Annotated in this window: 16 protein-coding genes and 1 pseudogene (1 of these 17 only partly in view); 12 read left to right on the forward strand and 5 right to left on the reverse strand. The window is 30.3% G+C overall.

Annotated elements, in window-relative coordinates; genetic code table 11:
• From IDG66_RS00845 to IDG66_RS00855, 3 genes and pseudogenes are all read left to right on the forward strand, one after another.
• A pseudogene (locus IDG66_RS00845) lies at positions 1-867 on the forward strand (G5 domain-containing protein) (it extends 1,466 nt beyond the left edge of the window).
• 382 nt (positions 868-1,249) lie between these two features.
• The gene (locus IDG66_RS00850; RefSeq protein ID WP_000966092.1) at positions 1,250-2,443 is read left to right on the forward strand and encodes an MFS transporter; all 1,194 of its coding nucleotides are present in this window, start codon (positions 1,250-1,252) and stop codon (positions 2,441-2,443) included.
• Complete coding sequence (locus tag IDG66_RS00855) at positions 2,424-2,657, forward strand: hypothetical protein (protein WP_010956661.1); 234 nt, start codon at positions 2,424-2,426, stop codon at positions 2,655-2,657. Before IDG66_RS00850 ends, IDG66_RS00855 begins: the two co-directional genes overlap by 20 nt.
• A 107-nt stretch (positions 2,658-2,764) precedes the next feature.
• Here IDG66_RS00855 and IDG66_RS00860 read toward each other — a convergent pair whose 3' ends face one another.
• The 3 genes from IDG66_RS00860 to IDG66_RS00870 all read right to left on the reverse strand — a co-directional run bounded on the left by IDG66_RS00860 (position 2,765) and on the right by IDG66_RS00870 (position 5,575).
• Complete coding sequence (locus IDG66_RS00860; protein ID WP_000217712.1) at positions 2,765-3,073, reverse strand: hypothetical protein; 309 nt, start codon at positions 3,071-3,073, stop codon at positions 2,765-2,767.
• 143 nt (positions 3,074-3,216) lie between these two features.
• A complete protein-coding gene (scrA, locus tag IDG66_RS00865) occupies positions 3,217-3,483 on the reverse strand; it encodes a SaeRS system activator ScrA (protein WP_000678764.1) in 267 nt (88 codons plus the stop codon).
• Between the two features lie 283 nt (positions 3,484-3,766).
• Positions 3,767-5,575 carry a phospho-sugar mutase gene (locus IDG66_RS00870; protein WP_001793319.1) on the reverse strand — a complete coding sequence of 603 codons (1,809 nt, stop codon included), beginning with the start codon at positions 5,573-5,575 and terminating at the stop codon, positions 3,767-3,769.
• 131 nt (positions 5,576-5,706) lie between these two features.
• Here IDG66_RS00870 and IDG66_RS00875 point away from each other — a divergent pair, with 131 nt between their 5' ends.
• The 6 genes from IDG66_RS00875 to IDG66_RS00905 all read left to right on the forward strand — a co-directional run bounded on the left by IDG66_RS00875 (position 5,707) and on the right by IDG66_RS00905 (position 12,592).
• Complete coding sequence (locus IDG66_RS00875) at positions 5,707-6,099, forward strand: (deoxy)nucleoside triphosphate pyrophosphohydrolase (RefSeq protein ID WP_000755946.1); 393 nt, start codon at positions 5,707-5,709, stop codon at positions 6,097-6,099.
• Between the two features lies 1 nt (position 6,100).
• Entirely contained in the window at positions 6,101-8,962 is a 2,862-nt protein-coding gene (locus IDG66_RS00880) for a DEAD/DEAH box helicase (RefSeq protein ID WP_000088737.1), read from the forward strand.
• Positions 8,963-9,267: 305 nt separating this feature from the next.
• Complete coding sequence (locus IDG66_RS00885; protein ID WP_000581910.1) at positions 9,268-10,026, forward strand: tandem-type lipoprotein; 759 nt, start codon at positions 9,268-9,270, stop codon at positions 10,024-10,026.
• 111 nt (positions 10,027-10,137) lie between these two features.
• Positions 10,138-10,932: a tandem-type lipoprotein gene (locus IDG66_RS00890; RefSeq protein ID WP_000972286.1), complete on the forward strand. Its 795-nt coding sequence runs from the start codon at positions 10,138-10,140 to the stop codon at positions 10,930-10,932.
• 113 nt (positions 10,933-11,045) lie between these two features.
• Complete coding sequence (locus IDG66_RS00895) at positions 11,046-11,861, forward strand: tandem-type lipoprotein (protein WP_206172173.1); 816 nt, start codon at positions 11,046-11,048, stop codon at positions 11,859-11,861.
• 539 nt (positions 11,862-12,400) lie between these two features.
• Positions 12,401-12,592 (forward strand): hypothetical protein, encoded by a 192-nt coding sequence (locus IDG66_RS00905; RefSeq protein ID WP_001224379.1) that lies wholly within the window; start codon positions 12,401-12,403, stop codon positions 12,590-12,592.
• A gap of 138 nt (positions 12,593-12,730) precedes the next feature.
• On the opposite strand, the gene IDG66_RS00910 is transcribed toward IDG66_RS00905, so the two are convergent.
• On the reverse strand, positions 12,731-12,916 hold the full coding sequence (locus tag IDG66_RS00910; protein ID WP_001791851.1) for a hypothetical protein: 186 nt from the start codon (positions 12,914-12,916) through the stop codon (positions 12,731-12,733).
• Entirely contained in the window at positions 12,852-13,133 is a 282-nt protein-coding gene (locus IDG66_RS00915; protein WP_000220938.1) for a single-stranded DNA-binding protein, read from the reverse strand. Before IDG66_RS00915 ends, IDG66_RS00910 begins: the two co-directional genes overlap by 65 nt.
• 288 nt (positions 13,134-13,421) lie before the next feature.
• Here IDG66_RS00915 and IDG66_RS00920 point away from each other — a divergent pair, with 288 nt between their 5' ends.
• From IDG66_RS00920 to IDG66_RS00930, 3 genes are all read left to right on the forward strand, one after another.
• The gene (locus IDG66_RS00920) at positions 13,422-14,117 is read left to right on the forward strand and encodes an SDR family oxidoreductase (RefSeq protein WP_000217458.1); all 696 of its coding nucleotides are present in this window, start codon (positions 13,422-13,424) and stop codon (positions 14,115-14,117) included.
• 250 nt (positions 14,118-14,367) lie between these two features.
• Positions 14,368-14,790 (forward strand): DUF1433 domain-containing protein, encoded by a 423-nt coding sequence (locus IDG66_RS00925; RefSeq protein ID WP_001034772.1) that lies wholly within the window; start codon positions 14,368-14,370, stop codon positions 14,788-14,790.
• Between the two features lie 267 nt (positions 14,791-15,057).
• Positions 15,058-15,468 (forward strand): DUF1433 domain-containing protein, encoded by a 411-nt coding sequence (locus IDG66_RS00930; RefSeq protein WP_000038237.1) that lies wholly within the window; start codon positions 15,058-15,060, stop codon positions 15,466-15,468.
• The last annotated feature ends 1 nt before the right edge of the window (position 15,469 follow it).

Below are 15,469 nucleotides of genomic sequence, written 5' to 3' on the forward strand. Positions count from 1 at the left end.
AAGTTACAACCTGGTGAAGAGCGAGTGAAACAAGAAGGACAACCAGGAAGTAAGACAATCACAACACCAATCACAGTGAACCCATTAACGGGTGAAAAAGTTGGCGAAGGTCAACCAACAGAAGAGATCACAAAACAACCAGTAGATAAGATTGTAGAATTCGGTGGCGAGAAAATACCGCAAGGTCATAAAGATATCTTTGATCCAAACTTACCAACAGATCAAACGGAAAAAGTACCAGGTAAACCAGGAATCAAGAATCCAGACACAGGAAAAGTGATCGAAGAGCCAGTGGATGATGTGATTAAACACGGACCAAAAACGGGTACACCAGAAACAAAAACAGTAGAGATACCGTTTGAAACAAAACGTGAATTTAATCCGAAGTTACAACCTGGTGAAGAGCGAGTGAAACAAGAAGGACAACCAGGAAGTAAGACAATCACAACACCAATCACAGTGAACCCATTAACGGGTGAAAAAGTTGGCGAGGGTCAACCAACAGAAGAGATCACAAAACAACCAGTAGATAAGATTGTAGAGTTCGGTGGCGAGAAACCAAAAGATCCAAAAGGACCTGAAAACCCAGAGAAGCCGAGCAGACCAACTCATCCAAGTGGCCCAGTAAATCCTGACAATCCAGGATTATCGAAAGACAGAGCAAAACCAAATGAACCAGTTCATTCAATGGATAAAAATGATAAAGTTAAAAAATCTAAAATTGCTAAAAAATCAGTAGCTAATCAAGAGAAAAAACGAGCAGAATTACCAAAAACAGGTGCAGAAAGCACACAAAAAGGATTGATCTTTAGTAGTATAATTGGAATTGCTGGATTAATGTTATTGGCACGTAGAAGAAAAAATTAAAATAATTCATTATTTAAATAATACTTGATTTGCATTCACTATATTTAGTTTGTTAAAAACAACCTAGAATATGGTGAAAATGATATACACCCCAAAAGTTGGATTGAAAGACCTAACTTTAAGGGGTGTATTTTTGTTATAAATTTGATTTTTTGATAATATTTTCATATTTAATATAATCATAATTAGTAGAATATAACCTCTGAGTAGTCATTTTGGGGGTTATGTATGGTGTTTCAAGTAGTATGTAAATTTCGAAATAATTGATATTTAACTGACTAAATTATATTAGAATTAATTGCGCTTTGGATAAAGAGAGTTTAGAAGAAGGTCTAAAAAAGCTGGTGGATGCATTCAATTATTTTTATGAGAGGTGATAAATATGTTGTACTTAGAAGTTTTGAAAAATAGAAACTTTACATATTTATTGATTGGTAATTTCTTACGTCGGAGTTGCTTTGTGCTGTTTTCGTTACAAATAATTTGGTTTACTGTTGAATTGACAAACCAATCATCTTTAAAATTATCAATGATGGTTATGAGTCAAACACTACCATTTATTATATTTGGTATTTTCGGTGGCGCATATTCTGATAAACATAATAAAAAGAAAATACTTTATCTATCTGATCTTATACTAAGTTTGATTATAATAATTATTCCTTTACTTGCAATAACATCAAATTTAAATTATCTGACGCTTCTAACCATATCTACAGCTATCACCATTATTAACTGCTATACGGATCCTGCGTTTAGGGCAATTCTTCCTGAAATTATTGATGAGGAGCATTTAGCAACAAGTAATGCGTTAATCGATAGTTTGCAAAGAGGCTCAAATATTATTTTACCTGCTTTAATTGGTGTCATTGTAATACTAGTTGGTAATGTTGGCGTCTTTTTTATTTGCAGTATATTGCTATTTTTAGGATTTATTTTTAATGCACTTTTAAAATATACAAATATCAGCATGATTGATAGACACTCAAAAGAAGATTTTTCTGAAACTTGGGAATTCTTGAAAAAATCTAAAGAAATTCCATTTATCATCATCATCCAATTTGCTTGCATATTGATTAATACTGGTCTTTGGCGTGTTGCATTACCATTGTTTATTTCCAATATATTAAAAGAGGGCGTTGGTGTATATGGACTAGCTACATCATGTTTAGGTATAGCGTCTTTATTAATGTCATTGATTATGGGTTTACTGTCAGAAAAACGATTAATCTTTAAATTTAGTATTGGTGTTTTAGTTTGGGGGATTGGCTTATCGATAATTAATGTGTTTCCAAGTGTGGCGATACTATATATAGGTGCAACTTTAGTGGGACTTGGGCAATCTATAGAGGGACTAACAAGATCAGTTGCCATTCAAATAAAGACGCCAAATCATTTGATGGGGAAAGTATTTAGTATCTCATCTACATCGAATTACGCAGCGGATACATTGTCTTTAGGACTTATAAGTTTAATTATACCTTTACTAAGCTTAAGTAATATATTTATATCAGGAGGTGCAATTATTTCAATGCTTAGCTTAGCTGGGTTAAGGTTTGTTAAGAAGTCTATGTAAACATAATAGAATTTTAATCAATGCTATTAAGGTGGGAATTGAAATGAAATATAAAATTAGTTTGGCTTATAATTTAGCAATTATAATAGGGTCGCTAATTATATTATGTATACTAATATCTAGAGGTTATGATATTTATGTAATCTTGATTCCAATTTTGACTATTTTAGCTAGTTTAATCAATTTATTTTGTGATATTAAAAAGCATAAATGATTCTATATTAATGCAACTTTGTATTCGTACAAGGTTGTATTTTTTTCGCAAACAATTACTTACTGACAGCGCATCAATAAATCTAACCAACACACTATCACAAACATTTACGGGTATTTTGTAATTTTATAAAAGCAAACGTAGAATAATGCGATAAGTAATAATGCTATCGTTAAAAATAAGAATGCTAATGCAATAAAATCATATTCAAAGCTTAGAATTGAAGACATCAAAAATACTGCACTCAAACTGATACATAGCGTAAATATATATGCAATTTGGTTCTTGTGTTTATCTGCAATGGTCGTTTGATTTATAAAAGAGATTAGTGTGAAATCTTTAGTTATTGCGACATAAATGCCTAATATAACCATACTGATACAGAACACGATAGAAAACACGATGTTGACGGTCATTGTTGCACCTTCCCGATAGAATATAATGTACTGTCTTTTAGTAATGGATGCGTTTCTTATATATGTATGTTTCTAAAAAACAGTACGTTTTTATCAATTTTTAATTTATTAGTTGAATGAATGGGGTTATGAAAAAGGAAGTTTTAATCTTTTGTCATGAAATAAATGGGATGAATATCACGACTAGAAGTAATGTTACGAACAGGAGCGTATAAATCTAGAGACGCTAAATTCGACATAGTATGTTGCTCAATTATGGCTGATGATGAATTTAAAGTATGTGCGTTGGAACTGTCGGATTTTTGTTCATAATGTTTTGCATATTGCGCCATGATGAATAGTGTAAAAATAAATAAAACAATAAGAGATATAATGCCCATAATCAAAAGTATTTGTTTAGAGCCTTTCATTATTTCACATCCTTTCTAAAATATATTTGTAACTAAATTTAAAATAGTTATTTTTGTAATTCTAAACCTTTTTCATCGCGAAAACAATTAAATAGGTCGCGGTATTAATTATTATATTATTACCGCTTAATATGAAAAATACATGAAAATTAATTTTCTAATATACTTTTGAAAAATTATTACAAATTAGCCCCTTCAAAACGCGAAAACATAAGGATTCTAGTTTCAAAAGGGCTGATAAGTATAAAATGAAATGTAATATTTCGATGTATAAAATTTTTAATTAGCTAAAAATCATCGCATTAATTTTTTGAGCTACATCATCAAAATTCCGACATTTTAACGACACATATAATTTAATTTTAGGTTCAGTACCAGAAGGACGTAAAGCGATAAATCCTTCGTCAAATAAGACACGAATAACATTTGATTTAGGAGAATTAATCTGTGACGTTGTATCTTTATCCAAATGATAAACCTCGCTAGTTAAATAATCTTCAATTGCTTTCACTTTCAGTCCTTGAATCTCTTGCGGTGGATTTGAACGGAAATGTGTCATAATTGATTCAATTTTTTTCTTACCTTCTAATCCATCTAGCGTATGCGAGAATAATGTATCCTCATGTCTACCAACAGTTTGATAAATCTGTTCTAATTCATCTTTCAATGTTTTGCCATATAATTTTAACTCAGAAGCGTATTTTATAATGAGTGGCACAATTTGTACGGCATCTTTATCACGTACAAAAGGCTCTGATAGAAAACCGTAACTCTCTTCAAAGGCGAAAATCATATTTTGATGATCGTCCAGTTGTCTTATTTCCTGAGCAATAAATTTAAAGCCCGTAAGCACCTCTTTGTATTCAACATTATTATAGCGTGCTAATGACTTTGTTAACTCACTACTTACAATAGATTGAATCATTAAGCGATGACGTAATTGAGACGTTTGTTGAATACGATAATTAAGTAACAACGCACCAATTTGGTTGCCATTAAAATATGTGATATGACCATGTGCATCACGTTCAGCAATGCCAAGACGATCCGCATCAGGGTCAGTTGATATTAATAAGTCTGCATGACTTTTATTTGCAAGTTCGACTGCTTGATCAAAAGCGCGATGATCTTCAGGATTAGCACTTTGAACTGAGCTGAAATTCGGATCAGGTTTACATTGTGCTTCTACAAGATTAAATTGATTGAAATTCAAAGATTGTAATAACTCAGGTACAATCGGAACACTTGTACCATGTAAACTAGTGAACACAACTTGTAAATCAGATTTAGGAATATAGCCAATCATATTTTGAATGTGTTTCATATAGTCATCAGTTACAGATTTCGGAAAAGGCTTGATATAAGATGTATTTTGTTTAGAAATAGGTATATCAATCTGTAATGGATCGCCAACTTCTTCGATATAACGACTTGCAAGCTCAGATGCATCAGTCGATAATTGCGCACCATCAGAACCATATACTTTGATGCCGTTATAGTCTTTCGGATTATGACTTGCTGTAATCATAATGCCAGCAGTAGTATTAAGATTGCGCACCGCGAACGATAATTCCGGTGTCGTTTTATATGTATCAGGTAAATAAACTGTTATTTGATGGTTTGCTAATACATTAGCAATTATTTGGGCGAATTCAGTTGAAAGATGTCTAATATCATAATGAATGACTATTGTTGGACTGTTTGTTTGGGCATTTAAATAACGCGCTAAACCTAATGCCAATTTTTCAATAGTAAACTTATTAAGTCGACCTTCACCAAGACCGAATTTTCCGCGTATACCCGCAGTACCAAATGTTAATTTACTTTCAAAACCTTCTCGCTGTTCAATGTCAGATTGCTGCTCATAAAAATGTTTAACTAAACTATCATTAGCTCGTTCTATCCATAATTCTTTATCCATTGTTGCTAAACATCCTTTCAAAATCTCAGTTAGACTTAATAAAACATGAAAACTAAAGCCCTTACATTTATGTAATGAATTATAAAGAAATACGCCCCAAAAGTAAAAAAACACAGCCCCAAGACAATACTTTTCACAAGTATTATATAATAGATGTGTATGAAAATGCATGGAGTAGATGTAAGAGTGATATATCATGCAGGAAATTGTAAAATATTAATTTTTAATATTGATTTATATATAGTTTTGTAATTTTTGATAGAATAACAATTAAGATGATTTTAAATTGAAGGGTGAGTCTTATGAAAAAAGTAATCAATGTAGTAGGAGCTATTATTTTTTCTGATAACAAAATTCTTTGTGCACAGAGAAGTGAAGAAATGAGTCTACCTTTAATGTGGGAATTTCCTGGCGGTAAGATTGAAAAGAATGAAACTGAAAAAGAAGCTTTGATCAGAGAAATTAGAGAAGAAATGAAATGTGATCTAATTGTTGGAGACAAAGTCATAACTACAGAACATGAATATGATTTTGGCATTGTTAAGTTAACAACATACAAATGTACTTTAAACAAAGAGTTACCAACTTTAACTGAACATAAGAGTATTGAATGGTTGTCAATAAACGAACTTGATAAATTAAATTGGGCCCCAGCGGATATACCAGCCGTTAATAAAATTATGACTGAGGGATAATATGAGTAGATTACTAAATGATTTCAATCAATCTTTAAAAAAAGGTTTTATAGACAAAGATATTTCTCATAAAGGGAATTATACACCGAAGCTTTTAGTAAATAATAAAAATGAAAAAGTCCTTTCAACAATTATAGATGAACTTCAAAAATGTGAAACGTTCTATTTTTCTGTAGCTTTTATAACAGAAAGCGGATTAGCCAGCTTAAAGGCTCAACTATTAGATTTAAGCAATAAGGGTGTTAAAGGGAAAATATTAACATCTAATTACTTAGGATTTAATAGTCCTAAAATGTATGGAGAATTACTTAAATTAAAAAATGTAGAGGTAAGATTAACTGATATTGCTGGATTCCATGCCAAAGGATATATTTTTGAACATAAGGATTATAGTTCTATGGTAATAGGAAGCTCTAATTTAACATCTAATGCGTTAAAGGTTAATTATGAGCATAATGTTTTACTGTCTACTATGAAAAATGGCGATTTAGTTGATAGTGTAAAAAATGAATTTGAATTGTTATGGCAAAAGAGTACCCCACTGACTCAGCAATGGATTAAATCATATAAAGAATCATTTGAGTACCGCTCCTTAGAAAAATTAGCGGAGGTTGAACAAACTCAAATGCTGCTAGCTGATAAGGTGAAAAAATCAGTGGAAATTGTACCCAATTTAATGCAAGCAGAAGCATTAAGGTCATTAAAAGCTATTAGGGATAAAGCCAAAGATAAGGCGTTAATAATATCTGCAACTGGTACAGGTAAAACGATTTTATGTGCATTAGATGTTAGAGAAGTAAACCCTAATAAATTTTTATTTATTGTTCATAATGAGGGGATTTTAAATAGAGCTAAGGAAGAATTTAAAAAAGTATTACCTATAAAAAATGATAGTGATTTTGGATTGTTGACAGGAAAACATAGAGATGTCGATGCCAAATATTTATTTGCAACCATTCAAACATTATCTAGAGATGATAATTTTAAGCAATTTGATGAAAATGAATTTGATTATATTGTTTTTGATGAAGCACATCGTTCTGCTGCATCTACTTATCAACGAGTATTTAACTACTTCAAACCTAAGTTCATGCTGGGAATGACTGCAACACCAGAAAGATCAGATGAATTAAGTATATTTGAACTGTTTGATTATAATATTGCGTATGAAATAAGGTTACAAGCAGCATTAGAAAGTGATATTTTATGTCCATTTCATTATTTTGGTGTGACTGATTATGTACATCAAGGTATTAAAGAAGATGATGTAACTAAACTGAGATATTTAACTTCTGATGAAAGAGTTAATTATATTATTCAAAAGACAGATTACTATGGATATTCAGGTGAAATTTTACAAGGATTAATTTTTGTAAGTAGCAAAAAAGAAGCTTATGATTTAGCGGATAAACTAAGTTCAAAAGGGATTAAAAGTGTTGCTTTAACAGGAGATGATAGTGTTAATTATCGCCAAATTGTAATAGAAAAATTAAAAGAAGGTAAGATTAACTATATTATAACTGTAGATCTTTTTAACGAAGGTATTGATATTCCAGAAGTCAATCAAGTTGTAATGTTGAGACCAACAGAGTCTAGTATTATATTCATTCAGCAACTTGGTAGAGGATTAAGAAAAAGTTCAAATAAAGAGTATGTTACAGTAATTGATTTTATTGGTAATTATAAGACAAATTATTTAATTCCGATTGCGCTTTCTGGGGATCAATCGCAAAATAAAGATAATTATAAGAAGTTTTTAACGAATAACGATTCGATTAATGGAGTATCTACAATTAATTTTGAAGAAGTTGCTAAAAAACAGATTTACAATTCATTGGATGCAGTATCATTAAATCAAAATAAATTAATATTAAAAGCTTATGAAGAAGTTGAAAATAGATTGGGACACATGCCGTTACTAATGGATTTCATACAACAACATTCTATAGATCCAAGCGTTATATTTTCTAAATTTAGTAATTATTACGAGTTCTTAGTGAGATATAACAAAATAGATACATTATTGACGGAAAATGAATCTAAAAATCTGGTTTTCTTTTCAAGACAAATAGCACCTGGATTGAAAAGAATCGATAGTTTAGTTTTAGAAGAACTTTTAAAAAATGAATTAACATATGATGAATTAAAAAATAAAATGTTGAACGAAGTTAAGGATATAACAGAAGATGATATAGATACTTCATTAAGAATTTTAGATTTTTCATTTTACAACGCAGGAATTGAAAAAATCTATGGAAGTCCCATTATAGAATGTAATGAAAGAATGATAAGACTAAGCGATGCATTTACTAATGCTCTAAGTAATCAAACATTTAAAATATTTTTAGAAGATCTTATTGAATTATCAAAGTATAACAATGAAAAATACCAAAAAGGTAAAAATGGACTGATTTTATATAATAAATATTCAAGAGAAGATTTTAGCAAAATATTTAATTGGAATAAAAATGGTTCGTCTGTAATCATGGGATACATGATAAGAAGCCAAGAAATGCCAATATTTATCACTTATGATAAGCATGAGGATATAAGTGATAGCACAAAATATGAAGATGAATTTTTAAGTCAAGATGAATTAAAATGGTTTACTAAATCTAATAGAACGCTAAAATCAAAAGAAGTTCAGAAAATTTTGTCCCATAGAGCAAAAGGAATTAAAATGTATATTTTTGTACAGAAAAAAGATGATGATGGTATATATTTTTATTATTTAGGAACTGCTGGATATATAGAAGGTTCAGAGAAGCAAGATAAAATGCCGAATGGTTCAAACGTAGTAACGATGGATTTAGCACTCGATAAAGCTGTAAGAGATGATATATATCGCTATATAACAAATTAATGTAAACCGAAAAATGAATGTTAGTAAAGATGTATTTAAACATCAATTTTAATAAGTAAAGACATTGAGTTTCAGTGTTATTATTTTAAATATAAGCGCAATTTATCTTAATTAATTAGTTGGTTAGGCCAATAAAAATTATAAAGATATTTGCGCTTTTTAAATAATTTGTGATGTTGATATGTGAAAAATACAACTAACAATTAAAAGCCAAGAGGATTTAATCATAAAATTCCCTCTAGTATTATTAATATTGGAATTTGAACTTAACTTTGCATCAAAAATAAAAATGGGGGTGTGAAATGATGATTCATTCAAAAAGGTTGAGGCTCTGGCTGTATTTAGTATTATTAGCTGTTTTTATTAGCGCGTGTGGTATGAAAGAAGATAAACAAATTAAAGAAAATTTCAACAAAACATTGAGTTTATATCCAACCAAGAATCTCGATGATTTTTATGATAAAGAAGGATTTCGAGATCAAGAGTTTGAAAAAGGAGATAAAGGGACTTGGATTGTTGATTCTGAGATGGTAGTTGAGCTGAAGGATAAAAAAATGGAATCTAGAAGTATGGTGCTCTATATAAATCGTAATACTAGAACAACGAAAGGTAATTTTATTGTTAGAGAATTGTGGGAAGATAGTAAAGGGTATGCACAAAGTAAAGATACAAAATATCCAGTGAAAATGGAACATAATCGAATTATCCCAACCAAACCGATAGCTGATGATAAATTAAGAAAAGAAATCGAAAACTTTAAGTTTTTTGTACAATACGGTGACTTTAAAGATATTAATGATTATAAAGATGGTGACATATCATATAATCCCAATGTACCTAGTTATTCGGCGGAATATCAATTGAGTAACAATGACTACAATGTGAAGCAACTTAGAAAGAGGTATGATATACCAACTAAGAAAGCACCTAAATTATTAATAAAAGGCGATGGTGATTTAAAAGGATCATCTATAGGACACAAAAATTTAGAGTTTACCTTTGTAGAAAATAAAGAAGAAAACATCTATTTTACGGATAGTATTAATTTCAAACCTACTAAATAGGGTTAATAGAAGTTTGGAATGAAAATTTCATAAAGTGTTCAAAATGATTTTTCGTTTTAGTTGTGTAAATTAAAGATTGAGTCAGTATTAAAAATATAAGGTGGAGAAATGATGATGCATTCAAAGAAATTAACGCTCGGTATATGCTTGGTATTACTCATTATATTGATTGTAGGTTATGTCATTATGACAAAAGCAAATGGTCAAAACGCCCAAATTAAAGACACATTTAATCAAACATTAAAATTATATCCAACCAAAAATCTCGATGATTTTTACGATAAAGAAGGCTTTCGAGATCAAGAATTTAAAAAGGGTGATAAAGGTACTTGGATAGTTAATTCTGGAATGAACATCCAATTAAAAGGAGGAGCCTTAAAATCCAGAGAGATGGTACTTTACATCAATCGTAACACTAGAACAACGAAAGGATATTTTATAGTAGGTGAGATAACTAAAGATAAAAAAGGATATACACATGATAAAGATAAAAAATACCCTGTCAAGATGGAACATAATAAAATCATACCAACAAAACCTATAAAAGACGAGAAGTTAAAAAAAGAAATTGAAAACTTCAAGTTTTTTGTACAATATGGCAACTTTAAAGATTTTAAAGATTATAAAAATGGGGATATTTCATACAATCCAAACGTACCAAGTTATTCGGCAAAATATCAATTAAGTAATGATGATTATAATATCCAACAATTAAGAAAAAGATATGATATACCGACTAAAAAAGCACCAGAACTATTGTTGAAAGGTGATGGCGATTTAAAAGGTTCATCCATAGGCTCTAAAGACTTAGAATTTACCTTTGTACAAAATAAAAGAGAGAATATCTATTTTACAGATTCGGTTGAATTTACTCCAAGCGAGGATACAAGTTATGAGTCAAACTAAATAGGGTTAATAGAAGTTTGGAATGAAAATTTCATAAAGTGTTAAAAAATTTTTCGCTTTAAATGTATAAATTAAAGATTGAGTCAGTATTAAAAATATAAGGTGGAGAAATGATGATTCATTCAAAAAGGTTAAAATTGTGTCTATGCCTGATAATACTATCTGTTTTTATAGGCGCTTGCGGAATGAAAAAAGAAGAAAGTAGTAAAGATAAACAAATTAAAGAAAATTTCAACAAAACATTGAGTTTATATCCAACCAAAAATCTTGAAGACTTCTATGATAAGGAAGGCTTTCGTGACGAAGAGTTTGAAAAAGGTGACAAAGGCACTTGGATAATTCACTCTAAAATGATTATTGAGACAAATAATAGCAATATGGAATCTAGAGGAATGGTGCTCTATATAAATCGTAATACTAGAACAACGAAAGGTAATTTTGTTGTTAGAGAAATAACCGAGGATAGTAAAGGGTATTCACATAGTAAAGATACAAAATATCCAGTGAAAATGGAACATAATAGAATCATTCCAACCAAACCGATAGCTGATGATAAATTAAGAAAAGAAATCGAAAACTTTAAATTCTTTGTACAATACGGTGACTTTAAAGATATTAATGATTATAAAGATGGTGACATTTCATATAATCCGAATGTGCCAAGTTATTCAGCAAAGTATCAATTAAGTAATGATGACTATAATGTGAAGCAACTTCGAAAAAGATATAATATTCCAACCAACAAAGCTCCGAAACTATTATTGAAAGGTGATGGTGATTTAAAAGGCTCATCTGTAGGGTCAAAAAATCTAGAATTTACCTTTGTAGAAAATAAAGAAGAAAACATTTATTTTACAGATTCTGTACAATATACTCCAAGTGAGGATACAAGTTATGAGTCAAACGGAATATCAAATAAATCCTGGTAATATAACAAGTAACTCTGAAGAAACAAGTTCGATATCTAAAGTGAGCTGTGAAATATAGGTAGCCATTTCAAAAAATTTAAAGGTGAATTTGATAATGTAGCTCAAGGAGATTGGGGTAAAAAGGCGAAGAATGAACTGGATGATATTAGTAAGAAATTAAAAAATATTCAAAGAACGGAAGTTTAATATTCTAGCCGATTCCTGAAACTAAGACAGCATGCGTTCATTCATGCCATTATTAATATAAGCACCGCAACAAAAAAGCTTCTAATGTGATATCGGAACCTCGGATTCCATATCATGTTAGAAGCTTTTAATGTCTAAAGAACATCTACATTTTATCATATTTTCTTACTTATTAAACTTTTATATAATTAAATATTTCTTAATTTTCCAAAATAGTGATAAATTTGTGAAATACATCACAAAACCCTTTATTTATTTGGAAATTCATGTAATATTAGTCTTGTAAGAAGTTAATAAATAGAGAGAGACGAGAGAGTTTATATAAATAATATATAAACATTGGAGTGATGATTATGAGAAAAGAGATTGAAGCGCTTATTTTCTCAGACGTAAGTAGCTATGATATTTACGTGAACACTGGTGTAAATCAAGGATTAATTGGTGACATCAAAGATGGTTACCTAACTATTGATTCTATGCCTTACATTGATGCTGAGCGTTTGTATCACTTTGCTATGGAACGTAAATCGTTAGTCACTAACTAGTTCTTATTGCCAATGATTACTACCCCTAGTCTGCGGCAATTGAAGTGTGATTGATGTAACTTGCCCTCGTTGGTGAGCAATTGAGGGCAGACCCCTTTAATTAAGTAAACCCTAACTCCCCACAAATCTGGAACGATACTAAAAGCCACGTCCTATATTGGATGTGGCTTTAGTCATGCTTATATTATTTTTAAAACGATTACCTACAAGATTTACATATAAAATTCTATCATGTCTGCTATATATAAACGAAATGATATTAGAATCCTTCATTTTCAACTTGTTTAAAATTACGTTTAATGCCGTTATAAGAATATACAACATTATATAATTTTACTTGGGCGTCATGGACACTTGAGAAGGGCATTCTTACATCGTCCATATTTTTAACTTCGTGTCGAAATGCTTTTTCAGCTTTTTGTCTTTCTGCAAGCGACATACTTAGCCATTCTTCTTTGCTAAATAAATCTTCGAATCGAAAATCAAATGCGGTTCTTTTACTTTCAGCTCTTAATGCTAAAACACGCTCATGATATGTCATGTTTTATTCCTCCCTCTAATCATTCAATCGAATGATAAATCACAGTATTAACTTTAGTACTAATATAATGTTTTTACAATAAAGAAGTGACGATTTTTCAACATTTTTAAAAATAAAAAATATAAGCAACGATTAATTGTATATTTCGAATGGCTTGGAATATACTTTATTCACGAAAATGAAGCGAGTTATTATGACCGTTATATGAATTGTGATACGCTTTTTAAAAGTAATATGTATTTATGATTTACCCTGAAAAAATAAAAAGAATCAAAGGAGTCGATCATTATGACAGTATTAACAGATAAAATAGCAGTAGTTACAGGTGCAGGTAGTGGTATTGGAGAAGCAATTGCAACATTACTACATGAAGAAGGGGCGAAAGTTGTCTTAGCAGGTAGAAATAAAGAAAAATTACAAAACGTAGCGAATCAATTGTCACAAGATAGTGTGAAGGTAGTGCCAACAGATGTAACGAATAAAGAAGAAGTCGATGAATTGATAAAAATTGCACAACAAACATTCGGTGGTTTGGATATTGTTATCAATAGTGCGGGGCAAATGTTGTCGTCTAAGATTACTGATTATCAAGTAGATGAGTGGGATAGTATGATTGATGTGAATATCAAAGGCACTTTATATACGGTACAGGCTGCATTACCAACTATGTTAGAACAATCAAGTGGCCATCTTATTAACATTGCATCTATTTCTGGCTTTGAAGTAACGAAAAGTAGTACGATTTATAGTGCGACGAAAGCAGCAGTTCACACTATTACTCAAGGATTAGAAAAAGAGTTGGCAAAGACAGGTGTTAAAGTAACAAGCATTTCACCAGGAATGGTAGATACAGCAATAACTGCCGCATATAATCCAAGTGATCGTAAAAAGCTTGATCCACAAGATATTGCAGAAGCGGTATTGTATGCATTAACACAACCGAGTCACGTTAACGTGAATGAAATTACAGTGCGTCCTGTATAAAAATGTGTTTGAGGTGTGGGAGATAGACATTTAATGTAATAGCTATCGGTTTTGTTAATATTAGTAAGGCAATAATGATATAAAAGCATGATAGGCAATTATTCCTTGCACAATTTTCACTAACTGGTGATTTTAACAATCGAGTTAATGAATGGGGCGATGTTAGTGTTATGGTTTATAATCTGTAATGTTCATAATTATAGATTACAAAAAATTTTTCATTTTCCACCACATTTTAGGAGTTACTTTAATGAACAAAAAACATGTTTTTGTAATTATTGGTGTCATATTATGTATATGTATAGTTGCTACAGTCATTTATTTAAAAGTGAAATATGACGAAAAAGAAAAACAAAAAGCAATTTACTATAAAGAACAACAGGAGCGTATTACACTTTATCTCAAGCATAATACTAAAGAACCAAACACGATTAAATCTGTGCATTTCACAAGTTTAAAAAGAGGACCTATGGGCGATGCCGTAATTGAAGGTTACATCAATGAAAACAAAAAAGCTGATTTTGTTGCATATGGGTCTCCAGAACATAATTATCAATTTGGTGGAAGTTTAATCAAAAGTAAAAATTTAAGCACGTTATTAAAACCAGCACATCAAACCAAAACGCCTGATGATATAAAAAAAGAACTAGATTCTAAAAAGAACGACCGCTAAAACTATGCGGTCGTTTTAATTTTGTTTTCAAGCTAATCACACTTACACAAAAAAATAAAAACTTGAATTTTTAGTACAACATTCCACTGTATTTATCTGTTAACCACTTTATACCCGCAATATTTCGTTGATCTTATATAAACACTTTTGGCTGCTTTTCCTTGACCTAGATTAAAATTATAGATTTTCTTTGTAAGAGTGTGTTTTGTAGTATCATAAATATGTAAACTGTATAAAATCCCACCACATTTTAGGAGCTGGTGATAGATGTCGAAAAAGAAAATTTTAATATTAACTAGTATTATGTTAATCATATTAATTAGTGTTGCAAGTATCTATTTTAAAATGAAATATGACGAAAAAGAAAAACAAAAAGCAATTTATTATAAAGAACAACAAGCGCGCATTACACTTTATCTCAAGCATAACACTAAAGAACCGAACACGATTAAATCTGTGCATTTCACAAAATTGGAAACAAGTCCTATGGGAAGTGCTGTGATTGAAGGTTACATAAATGAAAACAAAAAAGATGATTTTGTTGCCTATGCATCACCTGAAAATAACTTTCAATTTGTAGGTGATTTAATTAAAAGTGAAAGATTAAGTGAGTTACTAAAACCAGCAAATCAATTAAAATCACCAGATGATATAAAAAAAGAACTAAATAAAAAGTAGA

The sequence above is a fragment of the Staphylococcus sp. EG-SA-18 genome, from assembly GCF_017151825.1.
GTDB lineage: Bacteria > Bacillota > Bacilli > Staphylococcales > Staphylococcaceae > Staphylococcus > Staphylococcus aureus.